Genomic DNA, 16,790 nt, shown 5'->3' on the forward strand with positions numbered 1-16,790 from the left:
AGGTGGACTAATGTCAGAACAATCCATTCTGGACACAATAGAAGAAGCCATATATGATCTCATGCGTGGTAAACCCGTCATTGTTGTGGATGATGAAGATCGGGAGAATGAAGGCGATTTTATCGCTTTGGCCGAAAAGGCGACACCTGAAGTCATTAATTTCATGATTACTGAAGGTAGAGGTCTGGTCTGTGTTCCGATTACACAACAACGTGCGGACGAACTTAACCTGAAACCCATGGTTCAACAAAATACGGATTTCCATGGAACAGCCTTCACCGTTTCTGTGGACCACAAAGATACGACAACAGGTATTTCGGCACATGAACGCTCTATTACCGTGAAAGGTCTGATCGATCCTGAGGCGAAAGCCGGGGACTTCCGTAAGCCTGGTCACATGTTCCCGCTGATTGCAAAAGACGGCGGTGTGCTTCGACGTGCCGGACATACGGAAGCGGCTGTAGATCTTGCCATCATGTGCGGTTCGTATCCCGCAGGCGTTATCTGTGAAGTGATTAAGGAAGATGGCACGATGGCCAGACTTCCGGATCTGCAGGAGATTGCTCGCAAGCATGATCTGAAGCTGATCAGCATTCAGGATATGATTCGTTACCGTAACGAAAAAGAGCAACTGGTTCAACGCGAAGTGGCTGTACGCATGCCAACAGACTTTGGTGAGTTCCAAGCGGTGGCCTATACAAACGCTGTGGACAACAAGGAGCATGTGGCTCTGGTCAAAGGTGAGATTGATGGTTCCAAACCCGTACTGGTACGTGTACACTCTGAATGTTTGACAGGCGATGTGTTCCATTCGCACCGTTGTGACTGTGGTCCGCAGTTTGATGCGGCACTCAAACAGATCCATGAGGAAGGCAATGGCGTACTGCTATATATGAGACAGGAAGGTCGGGGCATTGGGCTGATCAACAAACTCAAAGCCTACAAGCTGCAAGAAGAAGGTCTGGATACGGTGGATGCAAACCTGAAGCTGGGCTTTGCTGCCGACTTGCGTGATTACGGGATTGGTGCCCAAATTCTGAAAGACCTTGGGGTTCGTCAGATCAGACTGCTAACTAACAACCCTCGTAAAATTAAGGGTCTTGAAGGATATGGACTTGAAGTTGTAGAGCGTGTTGCGATCCAGATGGAAGAGAACGAGGACAATACGGTGTATCTTCATACCAAGCAAGCCAAGCTGGGGCATATGCTCAAGTTCGATGATATCGAGCAGAACGAAGAGTAAATGTGTTTTAGATGAACACACTTTCACCATGTAATTTATGGAAGTGATTACTTAGGAATTTACGTTACTTACATTATATTATACCGTTAGGGAGATGACTTGAATGCCACAATTTTTTGAAGGACATTTAGTATCAGAAGGATCCAGATATGGAGTTGTCGTTGGACGTTTCAACGAATTCATCACCAGTAAATTGCTTAGCGCAGCGCTCGATGCATTCAAACGTCACGGCGTGCAGGATGATGAAGTGGATGTAGCCTGGGTTCCAGGTGCGTTCGAAATCCCTTTGATTGCGCAGAAAATGGCGGAGAGCGGCAAATATGATGCGGTGATTACCCTGGGAACCGTTATTCGTGGATCAACTACGCATTACGATTATGTGTGCAACGAGATGGCTAAAGGGGTAGCAGCAATTAACCTGAAAACCGGCGTGCCTACAATCTTCGGATTGGTTACGACAGAAAATATTGAACAAGCGATTGAACGTGCCGGAACCAAGGCGGGGAACAAAGGTTGGGATGCAGCTACGGCGGCAATTGAGATGGCAAACTTGACGAAACAGCTAAAATAGTGCTTATTTAATAGTAGTGCCCTGCTTTGCGCAGACGAACACGGGAAACCGGATTCGGACGGCTTAGCAGGGTTTTGTATTTTTCTGGCGGGAGGATTCGTCTAGTGACGGTAGTTACATACAAACTGGAGACTTTTGAAGGGCCTTTGGATCTGCTGCTTCATCTGATTGATAAGGCTGAAATTCATATCCAGGATATCCCCATCAGCGATATTACCGATCAATACATGGCGTATCTGCATTCGATGCAGGAACTGGAACTGGATATTACGAGTGAATTTCTGGTCATGGCAGCAACACTGCTGTCGATCAAGAGCAAACTTTTACTGCCCAAACCACCGGTTATTGAGGATTTCGAGGATTATGATTATATGGAAGAAGAAGATTATGATCCACGTGCAGAGCTGATTGCGCGTCTGATAGAATATCGCAAGTACAAGGGAATTGCGCGTCATCTTCATGAACGGGAGTGGGAACGCAGCCTTATTTTTTCCAAAGAGCCCGAGGATCTGCGCCCCTATATGCCCGTAGAAGCCCCTTCGAACCCGGTTGAGGGTTTGCACACCTCTGATCTAATTGCAGCATTTCAGAAGGCGCTACGCAAGGCTGAGAAGCGTACAACTGTAACCCGAATCAAACGGGATGAGATTTCGGTTAAGGACCGGATACGGGATGTCATCGGCGCTTTGGAAAGTATGGGGCCGGGAGGCAGACTATTATTTTCCAAGTTGATGGATGAGCATATCTATCGCCATGAGATTGTTGTCACTTTTCTGGCGGTGCTGGAACTGATGAAGATGAAGCAGATTGTCTGTTATCAGGAACGGATGTTTGAGGATATCGTTATGGAGTGGAGAGGGGAAACAAAGAATCATGGATTTTCCGAAATTGAAATCGATTATTGAAGGCCTCCTGTTTTTGTCCGGAGAAGAGGGTCTGAGTATCAAACAAATTGCCGAAATCGTCGATCAGCGAGTTGAGCTTGTAACGGACGCGATTGAGGAGATGATTGGTGAATTTTCACAGCAAGGACGAGGTGTACAGATTCTCAAGATCGCTGGTGTAGTTCAGTTGGGAACCTTGCCTGAGCACGCTGTGTATTTCGAGAAACTGGCATACTCTCCCGCACGCACGTCCTTATCCCAAGCGGCTCTGGAGACGCTGGCTATCGTAGCGTACCGACAGCCCATTACACGGGTAGAGATTGAGGAAATCCGCGGTGTAAAATCGGAGCGGGCCATCCATACGCTAGTGAATAAGGATCTAATTATTGAAGTGGGACGAGCCGAGGCGATCGGACGACCAATTCTGTATGGAACGACCAAGTCATTCCTGGATTATTTCGGACTGGCTTCAATTAAAGACCTTCCGGAACCAGGCTTGTTCGAAGATTCGGAAAACCTGGAAGAAGAGACACAACTGTTATTCAACAAACTGGATTTGCAACAACTGGAACCGGAAAATGCTGATCCGGCAGATGATCTAAGTCATATCGATAGCGAAGACGATAATACGGACTCTTCACTCTAATTTGCAAGCTCATACTAACCGACACCCATCAGTGGAGTCGGTTTTTTTGTGCATTATTTTTAGATAAACGGTGAATAAACAGTTTCCAAACAAATATGAAATGGGATTTTTAGGTCAGACGTGAATTTTTTCCTATTCAAAGTGCCATACTAGACGAGAAAAGAATTGAGGGCTTGGAGGTAAGGCCTGTGTGGATTTGGCTTGGAGGAATCGGTTTGTTGTTCGCATTGCTGATTGCCGCAGTCCTCATCTCAAATGTTCATGTACATTTTACATTCAGTAAACATAAAAGTGATGATTACGCCAATATTAATGTTCGTCTTCTCTATGGAATTGTGCGGATTAACTATGAGATCCCGAGTATTGTTTTTCGCAATATGAAGGAAGGTTTTCTGGTCAAGACCGAACAATCCATGAATCATTCCAGAGGCGAGGCCCAGGGAAGCGAGCGAGTCAACAAACGCAAAGTCAAAAAGTGGGCTAAAGATGTGAAAATTATGCTTAGGGCAACGGACGCGCTCAAGCTGTGGCTGAAGCAAACACTTACACGCGTACATATGACCCAACTGTCCTGGGCTACCCACATCGGCGTTGGTGATGCAGCATATACAGCGGTGCTGACAGGCTGGGTGTGGAGTATCAAGTCCATTATTATTGGTTTTCTCACCTATCAGATCCGTTTTGATAAGACACCTGTTCTTCAGGTTATGCCGGTATGGTCCGATGAAATGGATTTCAGAACGGAGCTCGATTGCAGAGTGAAGATTCGAATTACAGCTCTTTTGATCGCTGGAGTTACACTGCTAACCCGTGTGCTCCAAGTCGAAGGCGGATGGCGGATGTGGCTCAAGCTTCTTCAAGAACAACGCCGCAAGCGTAAGGAGAAGCAAAAGCAGAAACTTAGTGGGACAACTCTATAAAACCCTTTATAGCCGATCTGTTTTGGAAATATGAGGTTGGGGTTCCGTGAGTGTACTTAAAATGCTTATGTACATAACTCCCTTCAAGTTTGGGGATGATATGGTTAGATCAAACCTAGCTTACATTGAAACTGGAGGGAATTTAAATGTCAGATCATCCAATTCAAGGCTTAATGGAAACCGCAATGGAAAATATCAAGGCCATGGTGGATGTCAATACAATTGTTGGCGATGCAGTAGAAACACCAGATGGTACCGTGATTCTGCCAATCAGTAAGGTGGGATTCGGATTTGCTGCCGGTGGTAGTGATTTTCACGTCAATGGAGAAAGTAGTGGCAAAAGTGGTACTACGGGCACCTCTGCTGAACATGCGAGTTCAGCTAAAGTGGCTTCTCCGTTTGGTGGCGGTAGTGGCGGCGGTGTATCCATACGTCCTATTGCGTTCCTGGTGGTAGGTAAACAGGGGGTACACATTGTACCACTCGATAACTCCACACATCTGTTTGAGAAACTCATTGACTCCACCCCTTATGTTTTGGACCGAATTCAAGGCATGTTCCAACGGAATACAACACCAACGAATACTACAGGTGTACCGGTTACACCAGATCCATCAACCTATAGCTGAATCATTTCGTCATGATCCCTCCCGCATCCAAGCGTGAGGGATTTTTGCTGTTTTTGCCCGATGGGACATACTCCAAGTTGTCCGGACATAAGATAGTACAAGATTCCAAGTGACCCGGAGGAATGAATTGATGCGAAAAATAACGAAAGTTCTTGCATGCATGCTTATCCCTGTCTTCTTGCTGTCTTCATTAGGGGTTACTCAAGCCCAAGCAACAATTCAAGGTCCGTCTACACATGCGCAAAGTGCCGCTCTCATTGATGTCACATCAGGCCGGATCTTATACAGCAAGGATGGGGATAAAGAACTGCGAATTGCCAGCTTGACCAAAATCATGACGGCGATCGTAGCGATCGAACACAGCAAGCTGGATGAGAAAGTGAAAGTGTCTCCCTCGGCTTTTGCCAAAGAAGGATCTTCTATCTATCTCAAGTTAGGCGAAGAGATGACGCTTGAAAACATGTTGTACGGGCTAATGCTCCGTTCAGGCAATGACGCGGCCTCTGCGATCGCAGAACATGTCGGTGGATCGGAAGAAGGCTTTGTCCTGTTAATGAACAAAAAGGCGGAGCAAATCGGTCTGACGCATTCCCATTTTATGAACCCTCATGGACTGGATGCAGAAGGTCACTATTCCACAGCCAATGACTTGGCCCGATTAACGGCATATGCGTTGCACAATCCGGTGTTCAAACGAATCGTAGCCACGGAGGACAAATCCGCACCGAACCCCAATGAAAGCTGGGAATACTCCTGGCACAATAAAAATAAAATGCTGCGGATGTATGAAGGTGCGGATGGAGTGAAAACCGGCTACACAAAGAAAGCTTTCAGATGTTTGGTCAGCTCCGCTACACGTAATGGACAGCAGCTCGTCGCGGTAACGCTGAACGACGGAAACGATTGGAACGATCATGCTCGGATGCTTGATTTTGGGTTTGAATACTTCCCATTGGTAGAGATCGCCAAGCAAGAACAGCCTGTGCAAAAGACAGATGTCGTTACGGGCCGGGGATTCTGGTACCCACTGGCTAAAAGTGAACAAGGCTCATTGACCAAGAAATTGATACTACACGAAAATAGAGGACAGTCGGAAACGGATGGCAAGGAAAAATCGTCAGATCCTTCGTTCGGATTGGCAGGTCGCATTGATATGCAGCTCGACGGCAAACTTGTTGGCTCAATTCCCGTGTATCGAAAAGGCAGTTATATACCTCCTGAACCGAAGACAGAAGATGCAACGCTGGGTGGAATCGGTGATGTCTCTTCCTGGGCAGCTGCATGGCGTGCTGTGTTAAGCCACCTGTTGTCTCCTTAGCTAAATCGCCATTGAAGGGAGGATATAATCCATGATTAATTTAATTTGGCTACTCATGATATTAATCGGATTTGCTTTTGCAGCCGTCAACGGTAATATCGAAGTGGTCACGCAAGCTGCTTTTGATGGGGCGGCAACGGGAGTCACGGTCTGTTTTGGACTGATTAGTGTGCTTGTGTTCTGGATGGGCATGATGAAAATGGCCGAGGATGCCGGTCTTCTGGCTCGGATTGCCAAGCTGCTCGGTCCGGTTGTGGGCTTCCTGTTCCCCGATGTGCCCAAAAATCATCCGGCGATGGGTTATATTCTCTCCAATATGAGTGCCAATTTGCTGGGACTAGGAAATGCGGCTACACCGATGGGAATCAAAGCCATGCAACAGCTGCAGGAGCTTAATCCGGACAAACAAACCGCTTCTCCTGCGATGTGCACCTTACTGGCTCTGAATACGGCTAGCATTACCATTATTCCGACAACGCTGATCGCCATCCGCTTAAACTATCATTCCGCCAATGCAACAGAGATTGTGGGAACAACATTGATGGCTACCATTATCGCTACACTTGCTGCTATAATCGCCGATCGCTGGTATCGAAACAGGGCTTTACACAAACCGCCGCGCATACCGAAAAGTGGCAATCCCGGCATGAAAGGATGAGCACCTTTGTTAACCTTCATCAACTGGATTTCCGTCTGGGCCATCCCGGTTATTATCGCGTTTGTTCCATTATATGCGTTTACCAAAAAGGTCCCGGTTTACGAATCCTTTGTTGATGGGGCCAAGGATGGTTTCTCCACTGCAATCAGTATTATTCCACATCTCGTGGGCATGATGGTCGCGATCAGCGTATTTCGTGCCTCGGGTGCACTGGATTTTGTGATTAGCCTGTTCGCTCCGCTGGTGTCCTGGATGGGTGTTCCAGGCGAAGTGTTGCCACTCGGAATACTACGTCCTTTAACCGGGACAGGCTCTCTGGCGTTTACAACCGATTTGATCAAAACCCATGGCCCTGACTCCATGATTGGACGTATGGCATCTACAATTCAGGGGAGTACAGACACCACATTATATGTGCTGACTGTTTATTTTGGGGCTGTAGGCATACGGAACGGTCGATATGCACTCAAAGTAGGGTTGTTTTCCGATGTCGTTGGTTTTATTGCTGCCCTCGCCATTTGTTTGCTCGTTTTTGGTTAAAAGATATCTCCTTTCCTTCCGATATATTAGATATGCTAGAATAATAGCGGAGGAGAGTGAGACATGCAGAAGAGTTGGAAACGAATGCTCCGTGTCGGAATGTCAGGCGTGCTTGCTATTGCAATGCTCGCAGGGTCAACGGGGCTGGCGGCAGCTCAAGCCGTTCAGACGATACATTTTACAGGTTACTTCGACAAACAGCTGCGTGCACAAATGGCAGTCACAGCGGATTCTTTTCCAGTCGTGAATGTACGTTTGGTCAAACAGGATGAACCCGATATGGTATATTATGATGTTGGTACCTCAATATTGATCTCAAAGGATGAAGTGCTCACGAATTATCATGTCGTTCAGAGTTTTGCTGAACTGTCTGATGGTGATGAAGGTACACTGACTGTTGCTAGTCCGGGTTCCTTGGGTAAGCCTGTAAAGGCAAAAATTATTAAGACAGACCCGGTGACAGATATGGCACTGCTGAAGTTGGACAAGGAAATAGACGCTCAACCGGTCACGTTCACGAACGCAAGGGATAACCAGGTCGTCTACACCATTGGATTCCCCAAAAATCCTGCTGGTGATCTTGTCATCCTGGATGAAGATTTTCCTTCAACCTACAATACGGTAGCCAAAAGCAGAGTGTTCAGTTCCCAAGCTTCTGACGTTCCAGGTAAAAAGGGAATCGGCAGTATTGTGAAATCCATGGCACAAGGTAATTCAGGTGGCCCTGTTCTGGATCAGAACAACCGGGTAATTGGTATGATGACATTTGTGTACGGTGGACGTACCTATTATATTACTTCCAAAACATTGCAGACTTTCATTAAAGAGAGTACTAAACCTGCCAAAAAACAGGTTGCAGTTGCCGGCAAAGTTTCCAATTAAATGATTTTTAAAAAAAGGCTTATCTTTACGCCAACTGTGTTCAACAGGTTGTGTGAAGGTAGGCTTTTTTGCGTCAATCTCGAGGAGGAAGGTAGCCTAAAGTGGATATTCGTGTCCCGAGTTTACAAAATCCTTGGATAATCCTTGTGATTTCCCTGCGTGATGGGTATCATTAGTGTGAGGTGACATGACAAACATGGAAAGATTACAAAAAATTATCGCACAGGCAGGCATTGCATCCCGCCGCAAGAGCGAGGAACTAATCCTGTCCGGCAAAGTAGAAGTTAACGGGGAGGTCGTAACCGAACTGGGCACAAAAGCGAACCCCGAAGAGGATATGATTACGGTTAATGGAAAACCGATCCGCAGTGAGAAAAAAGTGTACTTGATGTTGAACAAGCCAAAAGGCGTAATCACAAGTGCATCTGACCCAGAAGGTCGGAAAATTGTGTCCGACTACCTGAAAGGTGTCAAGGAACGCGTATATCCTGTAGGTCGTCTGGATTATGACACAGAGGGCTTATTGATCCTTACCAATGATGGTGAGTTTGCACATTTGCTGACGCATCCGAAGCATCACGTACCCAAAACGTATCATGCAACGGTTAAAGGTGTGCCGCATGGTACAGCTCTGGAGAAATTAAAGACAGGCATTATGCTGGATGACGGTATGACTGCTCCTGCAGAGGTAGAGTACAAAGATGTGGATACAGCGGCCAATGAGTCGATCATTTCCATTACGATCTATGAAGGTCGTAACCGTCAGGTTAGACGTATGTTCGAGGCAATCAACCATCCAGTAACCCGATTGAAACGGATTTCATTTGGTGGTATTTTGCTACAAAACCTGAAACGTGGTCTGACACGCAATCTGACCAAAGAGGAAGTCAACAACCTGATTACCCTCGCACAATCAGAACCAGCCAAAAAAATGAAAAAAAGGTAATGTGAGGACACAAAATTTTCATAAAACCGCCGCAGTTTTGTGACGAAATTCGCTATAATTGTTCATAGGATGTTCACAGTTGTCTTAGACCAATAAGATGCGAATGCTACAGTCACATAAAAGGGGAGCAGCACATGGGGAAATCAAGAAGAACGGTGCAAATCGTCATTTTGTTATTGATCCTGGTGTTGGGCGGATATGCGATTACCACATCGGTATCCGGCTCGAATGGCAAGCCAAAGGAAGGGGACAAGTCTCCTTCTTTTGAACTGCTGGGCCTGGATGGTCAAGTTCATACGTCTGATGAGTACAAAGGAAAAGCGATGGTGATCAATTTCTGGGGCACATGGTGTGAACCTTGTGTTAAAGAAATGCCTGCACTTCAGGCACAAGCTGACAAATGGAAGGACCAGGGAGTACAATTTGTCGGGATTAATGTTGGAGAAGACCAGATGACCGTTGATAATTTTGTGCGGCAGGTTGGGGTTACGTTTCCAATCATGCTTGACCGGGAGAAAAACTCGGTTCGTGATTTCGGAATCTCTCCGATGCCAACGACATTTTTTGTATCTGACACGGGCAAAATCTCTACCATTCATATCGGGCAACTTGATTTGGACACACTTGACGCTCAAATTTCGCAACTGGCGAAGCAGCCCTGACAGGAGGTCTATTCGTGTTCCAAAATACCAAATGTGAGTGCGGACACCAGAATCCGGTAGGCACTGTACTATGTGAAGCATGTGGGAAACCGCTGCTGGAGTCTGAAGCTAAATCGGATGAAGTGCTGGAAATGCGTTATGATGGCATGGCGCGCCGTTCACAGCGTAGTAATCCCAACATCATTGACCGCATATGGAACTTTTTTTCTTCCGTTAAAATTTCCGTCTATATGATTGTTTTCACGCTTGTAGGTTCTATGCTTGGTACAATCTATCCGCAAGAAAGTACATTCTTGAATATTGATCCTTCCGTGTATTACAAAGAAACATACGGTCAGTTGGGTCATATCTATTATCTGTTGGGTTTATCCCATACATACGAATCCTGGTGGTTTATTCTACTGCTGGTGCTGATCGGGGCATCATTGGTGATATGCAGTCTGGATCGCGTCCTGCCGCTCTACAAAGCACTGAATAAACAGAGAATACGTAAGCATACGCAATTTTTGACAAGACAGCGTCTGGTGTACCAAGGTACCATCGAAGAGGCACCAGAAGACTGGATTAAGAAAGCGGTTACGCCGTTGAAAAAGAAAGGATACCGCGTGCACACTCAAGGGGATGCATTACTCGCCGAGAAACAGCGATTCAGTCGATGGGGCCCATATGTCATCCATATTGGACTCATTATATTTTTGCTGGCGGTGCTCGCACGAGGTCTTCCAGGTCTGAATCTGGACGAGCACGTCGCTTTTCCTGAAGGTGAGATCAAAAAGATCCCGAATACGTCGATGTATCTGCAAAATGAACAGTTTAATGTTGAATTCTATAGTGAGGAAGAAGTACCTGAGCAATTCCGTAACCTGAATAAGACCGTTCCAAAACTGTTCGAAACAAAAGTTGTTTTGTATGAATGTACAGCAGATTGTTCGGATCTCTCGAAGAAACCTCAGTTAGCTGAGGTGGCCAGACATGATGTACGCGTGAATCATCCATTGAATTATAACGGTCTGAAAGCATATCAATTTGATTATGATCTAACACCCACCATTCGGTCCGTAACGCCTGATCTGGTCAATACAAAGACGGGTGAAGTATACGGGGCAATTAAGATCGATATGGTAGATACCCAAAGAACATTTGAAGCTGGTCCTTATAAGCTCACGGTAAAAGAAAAGTTTATGGACTTTGGATTGGATGAGAATGGCCAGCCCAAATCAAAATCGCCTTCACCTAATGCACCTGCTTTTCTCTTTCTCATCAAGGGACCGGATCTGCCCGAAGAGGGGATACAGTATCTGTATTTTGCGAAGCAGATTGATAAACAACGGTTTCAACAGGATGCGATTAACCAACAGTTGACTGGAGCTGAGATTCCTTTACAGCTGGAAGTAGACAGCATGGACAAGGTCGATATTATTCAGTCCGTAAGTTATCTCAATATAAGAGTGGATAAGGCAATGCCTTTTGTGTGGGTAGGAGCCGGTATTGTTATGTTGGGTCTGGTCATGGGTTTTTATTGGCATCATCGCCGCATCTGGATTCGTTTTGATGATAAACAGCTCACCCTGGGTGGACATACCAACAAAAACTGGTTTGGCTTCAGGCGTGAAGTTGCGGCCGTGTTAAAACAGATGAATCTGGAAGTGGAAGAGAAGTCGTTGGATAACGGGGGGAATCAGGCATGAGATTATTGGATTTCAGCAGCGACGCATTTATCGTATCTTTCTTTCTCTATTGTGCTGCATTCTTGTTATATGCTGTCGCGGTCATGGGCAAAAAATGGAGTAATCGTGATCCTCTGGACCATATGAATCGCTGGGGTAAAAGAGCTTTCATCGCTTCGACTGTCGCCTTGGCGGCACATATCGTATTTTTTGTAACCCGATGGGCTGGGGCAGGTCATATCCCGGTTAGTAACATGTATGAGTTCATGTCTTTTCTGTCCATGATGATTATGGTTGCATTTATTGTTGTATACGCCATATACCGCAAGTCATTACTGGGTTTGTTTGCGTTACCACTTACCATTATTATTATGGCGTACGCCGCTGTATTTCCTCAGGAGGTACAACCATTAATCCCTGCACTTCAGTCCATCTGGCTGAAAATTCACGTGACGTTGGCCGCGCTTGGTGAAGCATTCTTCGCCGTGGGTTTTGCCGCAGGGTTCATGTATTTGCTCCGTACTGTTGATTTCAGTGGTAAGGACAAATCGTCAAGACGTCAACGAGGATGGGTTGAATTCACCCTGGTTACGATCGTTGTAGTCATCGGATTTATCGGAACGGTATTTGCCTTTCGTACAGCTGGTTACGAGGCGGTTTTTGTACAGAAAACGGTCAGCATTGACACAGAGGTACAGGAAAATAGTACAATAGAGAAAGTGATTTATCGCATGCCTCCGATTTTTGCACCATATAATAGCGAAGTGGAGAGCATGACACCGTTTCTTGGCATGAAAAAACCTTTACTTGAGACGCCTTCCTGGATGAACGGGGTAAATGCCGGGCGTAAGCTGAATACGGTGGTTTGGTCACTTATTGTAGGTCTGATCCTGTATGGAATTGTACGACTTCTTGTGCGCAGACCACTTGGACAAGCGTTACAGCCAATGATGGATGGAATCGATGCCGATGATCTGGATGAGATAAGTTATCGTGCGATTGCCATTGGTTTTCCGATATTTACGCTGGGAGCATTAATCTTTGCCATGATCTGGGCTCAGATTGCCTGGAGTCGTTTTTGGGGTTGGGACCCCAAAGAGGTGTGGGCATTGATTACATGGCTATATTATAGTGTGTATCTGCATTTGCGTTTATCCAGAGGTTGGCAAGGTCAGAAGTCTGCATGGCTTGCAGTTCTTGGCTTCCTGGTGGTTATGTTTACGCTGGTTGGAGTGAATCTGATCATTGCAGGATTACATTCTTATGCTGGAGCTGACTAGGACAGACTCGTATTGCAAAGGTTGAGTTTAGAAGCGGGAAACACAAACGTACCTTTTTATTGAAGGGTATTCAAATATTGTTCGCCAGATCGAACATAATAGAAGTGATGAGGAGTTATTGCAAAGGGGCTGGAGAGGCATGGCTGAACATGAGAATCGAATACTGGTCGTGGATGACGAAGAGAGAATCCGCAGGCTTTTGAAAATGTATCTTGAAAAAGAAGGTTATGAAATCGATGAAGCTGAGGATGGGGAAACTGCGCTGCGTAAAGCAACAGCAGGGGACTACGGGCTGATTTTGCTTGATGTGATGTTGCCGGGTATGGATGGAGTTGAAGTATGTACCCGTCTTCGTCAGGTGAAATCAACGCCGGTTTTGATGCTCACTGCAAAAGGTGAAGAGATTAACCGGGTTCAAGGCTTCGAAGTTGGCGCTGATGATTATGTTGTAAAACCATTCAGCCCGCGTGAAGTGATTTATCGCGTCAAAGCGATTTTGCGTCGATCTTCCGCGACAGCTTATCTCTCCAAGGAGAGCAATTCGAGTAACAACATCGTGTTCCCACATCTGGTTATTGAGCATGATGCCCACCGGGTAACCGCTGGTGGCGAAGAGATTAGTCTTACACCAAAAGAATATGAATTGCTGCACTACCTGGCAACATCTCCCGACAAAGTTTTCTCCAGAGAAGAATTGCTCAAAGATGTATGGAATTACGAATTCTTTGGCGATCTTCGTACCGTGGATACGCATGTGAAGCGTCTTCGCGAGAAACTTAACAAGGTATCGCCTGAATCGGCGGCCATGATTACGACGGTGTGGGGTGTGGGTTATAAACTGGAAGTACCGAAGTAGTTTTAGTTTCTGGAGATCACTGGTCGGGAAGTTATGGATCACTATTATCTGCCTTGTGGGTTGTGTACTTATAGCGCTGGGTCTTTTTTTGCTGCCATACATTGATACGAACTTTGCAGAATCCGAATCCAGAGATATTAAGCGGTTGTTCACCTATATCTGTATTATCGGATTCAGTTTAACCACGTTTTTTGCATTGTTTCTATTCACCAAAATAACGCAACCCATGCAGCAATTGATTCAGGCAGCCAATGCGATTCGCAAAGGGAACTACGGAACACGTCTCTCCCTGGTAACGAGTGATGAGATTGGTGAACTTGCCAACACATTTAATCATATGGCTGCCCAACTGGAAGATAATATTCGAAACCTTAACCATGAGAAGGAACATTTGGCGAGTGTGCTTCGCAGCATGACCGATGCTGTTGTTACATTTGATGGTGAAGGCAAAGTTATTCTGACGAATCCGCCTGGAGAGAAGATCATGCAGACATGGTATGATCTCGATTGGGCGAAAATGGACGAAGGACAAGAATCCGAGCAGTCTGACAAGACTTCGCGGGATGTACCTGAGCCCCTTCTTCCTTTGTTCAGAATGGTGATGGAGCAAGGCGGGGACCAGAACTCCAATGTTCATGTACAGCAAGGTGTCTGGTCTGTTCAGATGGCACCGTTGTATGCTGACAGTGTTGTCAGAGGGGCTGTGGCTGTCTTAAGAGATGTAACAGAAGAAGTGCGTCTGGAGAAAATGCGGCGTGATTTCGTGGCTAACGTATCTCATGAGATACGAACTCCGCTATCCATGATGCAAGGCTACAGTGAAGCCCTTTTGGACGGCATGGCAACATCACCGGAAGAGAGCGAAGAACTGATTCAGGTCATTCATGATGAGTCCCTTCGGATGGGCAGACTGGTTAAAGACTTGCTTGATCTTGCCCGGATGGAAGCTGGACACACGGACATGGTGATGAAGGAAGTTGACCTCGGAGAACTACTTGAACGTGTATATCGAAAGTTCTCGGTGCGTTCAAAAGAACAGGGAATTCAACTGCAATTTAAGTTCGAACAACCAACTATTGAACTTCAACAGGCAGATGAGGATCGACTTGAGCAAGTATTTACGAATTTGCTGGATAATGCGTTCAGACATACACCTACTGGCAAAAATGTAATGATCTCAGCCGAGCGGGTCACTTATCTTCGTGCTCCATTTGTTAGAGTTTCTGTGAAGGATCAGGGTGTAGGTATCCCTTCATCCGACTTGCCATTTATTTTCGAACGATTCTACAAAGCAGACAAGGCTCGTGTTCGGGGAGAAAGTGTAGGTACGGGGCTTGGTTTAGCGATTGTGAAAAATATTGTTGATGCGCATCAAGGCATGATTACCGTCAATAGTGTGCTTGGCGAAGGAACAGAGTTTATTTTGCAATTTCCCTTGGATTCATCGAAATAGCCTGAATTTCATACAAAAAGTGCGGAAACACCCTCTTATGGAGGGTGTTTTTTTGTTGAAGACTACCGTTTAATCTTGTTCAACGTGGAACATGAATGGTCTTTTTTTGACTAAAAAGAGTGTCCAAGATAATTTTCCTTCCTATGTGACATAAGCTTGAAAAGCAAGCAAGATAGAGGAGGATTGAGTTAAGCATGTCCGATGATCGAAAAAGGGTCAATATTAAAGCTTTTCTGGAAGGCAGATCTTTTAGAGCGGGCTCTCCGTTTATTCCAATAACCACAAGAGAACTGGAGCAGTTTGAATCCATACTTCGTTCTTTGGCTGTGGCTATTCCTGCTGCAATCAGTCAGCCGACTTCAGCCAATATACTGTCATTGCAGAACGGATTACGTCAGTTACTTACTTTTGTAAATCAATCCGGATTTCGTGCCGGAGTAAAGGCAGAATTACAAGCCGTATTGGAATTAACGATTGCAGGTTCAGAGGTTGTCCCTGTTCCTCTTATTAATCTTGCAGGGAACTTACAAAACTTACTGGATGACTTGTTAAGTGTGACGCTGCTTCTGGAAGTACCTCCTGCAGAAAAAGATAAACTTGTGGGATTAATTCGATCGATCTCCATATCGCTAAGTCGGGCGACGATAACTTTTGGAACTGGAGGGATTACCGGACCAGCTGGCCCACAGGGAGTGCCAGGAGTTCCGGGGGTACCGGGTGTTCCAGGAGTCCCTGGGGTAAAAGGGGCTACTGGACCGGCAGGAGGAGTTGGACTAGTAGGTCCAGTAGGGCCAGTTGGCCCACAGGGTCCGGCAGGAGCACCTGGTGTTGGCTTGAACAATATTACGGCGTTTGACCCTGCGCTTGGGCCCACATATGCTCAGGGTCAAGTCGTTAGTTTCAACGGAAGTCTCTATGTTGTCAATGTAAACGGTCCTGTGGGTATACCCGGAAGTTCTCCAGACTACACCCTTTTGTTGTCGGGTGGAACGACTGGAGCAACGGGGGCAACCGGAGCTGGTTTGACTGGAGCCTTGCCATTTGATCCAGCACTCGCGCCGGGTTATCCTGCGGGTCAGATAATCACATATAACGGTAGCACTTACATTACAAGTGTAGCTGGTCCGTTAGGAACACCGGGAACTTCATCGGATTATACATTAATTGCTGCTGCGGGGGCCACAGGTGCAACTGGAGCCACAGGTGTAGGATTAAGTGGCATCGTGCCGTTCGATCCGGCATTAGCCCCAACATATCCAGCTGGACAGATCGTCACGTTTGGTGGCAGTACTTATATTACAAATGTCGCTTCGCCAACGGGTACGCCAGATACTTCGCCAGACTATACATTGCTTGCAGGTGCAGGACCTACAGGAGCCACAGGTGCATCAGGTGTAACGGGAGCAACCGGGGCGGGATTGACAGGCATAGTGCCATTTGATCCAGCTGTAGCCCCAACGTATCCATCGGGTCAGGTCGTAACGTTTAACGGTAGTACGTATATAACTAATGTCGCATCACCAACGGGAACGCCGGGCACCTCACCAGATTACACGTTGCTTGCGGGCGCAGGAGCAACGGGTGTTACAGGTGCAACTGGCGTTGGAGTAACCGGAAGTACCGGAGTCACAGGGG

General features: G+C 46.4%; 17 protein-coding genes. All 17 read left to right on the forward strand.

Features of this window, described 5'->3' with window-relative positions:
- The first annotated feature begins 10 nt into the window (after positions 1-10).
- On the forward strand, positions 11-1,243 hold the full coding sequence (locus tag D829_RS0104500; protein WP_017687650.1) for a bifunctional 3,4-dihydroxy-2-butanone-4-phosphate synthase/GTP cyclohydrolase II: 1,233 nt from the start codon (positions 11-13) through the stop codon (positions 1,241-1,243).
- Between the two features lie 103 nt (positions 1,244-1,346).
- Positions 1,347-1,814 carry a 6,7-dimethyl-8-ribityllumazine synthase gene (ribE, locus tag D829_RS0104505; protein WP_017687651.1) on the forward strand — a complete coding sequence of 156 codons (468 nt, stop codon included), beginning with the start codon at positions 1,347-1,349 and terminating at the stop codon, positions 1,812-1,814.
- A gap of 104 nt (positions 1,815-1,918) precedes the next feature.
- Positions 1,919-2,719, forward strand: coding sequence for a segregation/condensation protein A (locus D829_RS0104510; protein ID WP_017687652.1), 801 nt, complete (start codon positions 1,919-1,921; stop codon positions 2,717-2,719).
- Positions 2,688-3,344, forward strand: coding sequence for an SMC-Scp complex subunit ScpB (gene scpB / locus D829_RS0104515; protein ID WP_017687653.1), 657 nt, complete (start codon positions 2,688-2,690; stop codon positions 3,342-3,344). Before D829_RS0104510 ends, scpB begins: the two co-directional genes overlap by 32 nt.
- Before the next feature lie 188 nt (positions 3,345-3,532).
- Entirely contained in the window at positions 3,533-4,264 is a 732-nt protein-coding gene (locus tag D829_RS0104520) for a DUF2953 domain-containing protein (protein ID WP_017687654.1), read from the forward strand.
- 146 nt (positions 4,265-4,410) lie between these two features.
- Positions 4,411-4,893: a GerW family sporulation protein gene (ytfJ, locus tag D829_RS0104525; protein WP_017687655.1), complete on the forward strand. Its 483-nt coding sequence runs from the start codon at positions 4,411-4,413 to the stop codon at positions 4,891-4,893.
- Between the two features lie 130 nt (positions 4,894-5,023).
- Positions 5,024-6,211: a D-alanyl-D-alanine carboxypeptidase family protein gene (locus tag D829_RS0104530; protein ID WP_017687656.1), complete on the forward strand. Its 1,188-nt coding sequence runs from the start codon at positions 5,024-5,026 to the stop codon at positions 6,209-6,211.
- Between the two features lie 31 nt (positions 6,212-6,242).
- Positions 6,243-6,869: a nucleoside recognition domain-containing protein gene (locus D829_RS0104535; RefSeq protein WP_017687657.1), complete on the forward strand. Its 627-nt coding sequence runs from the start codon at positions 6,243-6,245 to the stop codon at positions 6,867-6,869.
- Positions 6,870-6,875: 6 nt separating this feature from the next.
- Positions 6,876-7,409 carry a spore maturation protein gene (locus D829_RS0104540; protein WP_017687658.1) on the forward strand — a complete coding sequence of 178 codons (534 nt, stop codon included), beginning with the start codon at positions 6,876-6,878 and terminating at the stop codon, positions 7,407-7,409.
- Positions 7,410-7,472: 63 nt separating this feature from the next.
- On the forward strand, positions 7,473-8,291 hold the full coding sequence (locus tag D829_RS0104545; protein ID WP_017687659.1) for a serine protease: 819 nt from the start codon (positions 7,473-7,475) through the stop codon (positions 8,289-8,291).
- Between the two features lie 196 nt (positions 8,292-8,487).
- Complete coding sequence (locus D829_RS0104550; protein WP_017687660.1) at positions 8,488-9,237, forward strand: pseudouridine synthase; 750 nt, start codon at positions 8,488-8,490, stop codon at positions 9,235-9,237.
- Positions 9,238-9,371: 134 nt separating this feature from the next.
- Positions 9,372-9,899 (forward strand): redoxin family protein, encoded by a 528-nt coding sequence (locus tag D829_RS0104555; protein WP_017687661.1) that lies wholly within the window; start codon positions 9,372-9,374, stop codon positions 9,897-9,899.
- A gap of 14 nt (positions 9,900-9,913) precedes the next feature.
- Entirely contained in the window at positions 9,914-11,587 is a 1,674-nt protein-coding gene (locus tag D829_RS0104560; protein ID WP_017687662.1) for a cytochrome c biogenesis protein ResB, read from the forward strand.
- Positions 11,584-12,846: a cytochrome c biogenesis protein CcsA gene (ccsA, locus tag D829_RS0104565; RefSeq protein WP_017687663.1), complete on the forward strand. Its 1,263-nt coding sequence runs from the start codon at positions 11,584-11,586 to the stop codon at positions 12,844-12,846. Before D829_RS0104560 ends, ccsA begins: the two co-directional genes overlap by 4 nt.
- Before the next feature lie 139 nt (positions 12,847-12,985).
- Entirely contained in the window at positions 12,986-13,702 is a 717-nt protein-coding gene (locus D829_RS0104570) for a response regulator transcription factor (protein ID WP_017687664.1), read from the forward strand.
- Entirely contained in the window at positions 13,680-15,155 is a 1,476-nt protein-coding gene (locus D829_RS0104575) for an ATP-binding protein (RefSeq protein WP_026080998.1), read from the forward strand. Before D829_RS0104570 ends, D829_RS0104575 begins: the two co-directional genes overlap by 23 nt.
- 194 nt (positions 15,156-15,349) lie before the next feature.
- Positions 15,350-16,790, forward strand: a 1,441-nt coding sequence (locus tag D829_RS30395; protein ID WP_017687666.1) for a collagen-like repeat preface domain-containing protein, incomplete at its 3' end; no start/stop codon positions are given.

This window comes from Paenibacillus sp. PAMC 26794, assembly GCF_000316035.1.
GTDB lineage: Bacteria > Bacillota > Bacilli > Paenibacillales > Paenibacillaceae > Paenibacillus.

Excerpts from the sequence above, each read along its gene's own strand:
- D829_RS0104500 (WP_017687650.1), top strand. The coding sequence starts at position 11 with ATGTCAGAACAATCCATTCTGGACACAATAGAAGAAGCCATATATGAT.
- ribE (WP_017687651.1), top strand. The coding sequence starts at position 1,347 with ATGCCACAATTTTTTGAAGGACATTTAGTATCAGAAGGATCCAGATAT.
- scpB (WP_017687653.1), top strand. The coding sequence starts at position 2,688 with ATGGATTTTCCGAAATTGAAATCGATTATTGAAGGCCTCCTGTTTTTG.
- ytfJ (WP_017687655.1), top strand. The coding sequence starts at position 4,411 with ATGTCAGATCATCCAATTCAAGGCTTAATGGAAACCGCAATGGAAAAT.
- D829_RS0104530 (WP_017687656.1), top strand. The coding sequence starts at position 5,024 with ATGCGAAAAATAACGAAAGTTCTTGCATGCATGCTTATCCCTGTCTTC.
- D829_RS0104535 (WP_017687657.1), top strand. The coding sequence starts at position 6,243 with ATGATTAATTTAATTTGGCTACTCATGATATTAATCGGATTTGCTTTT.
- D829_RS0104545 (WP_017687659.1), top strand. The coding sequence starts at position 7,473 with ATGCAGAAGAGTTGGAAACGAATGCTCCGTGTCGGAATGTCAGGCGTG.
- D829_RS0104550 (WP_017687660.1), top strand. The coding sequence starts at position 8,488 with ATGGAAAGATTACAAAAAATTATCGCACAGGCAGGCATTGCATCCCGC.
- D829_RS0104555 (WP_017687661.1), top strand. The coding sequence starts at position 9,372 with ATGGGGAAATCAAGAAGAACGGTGCAAATCGTCATTTTGTTATTGATC.
- ccsA (WP_017687663.1), top strand. The coding sequence starts at position 11,584 with ATGAGATTATTGGATTTCAGCAGCGACGCATTTATCGTATCTTTCTTT.
- D829_RS0104570 (WP_017687664.1), top strand. The coding sequence starts at position 12,986 with ATGGCTGAACATGAGAATCGAATACTGGTCGTGGATGACGAAGAGAGA.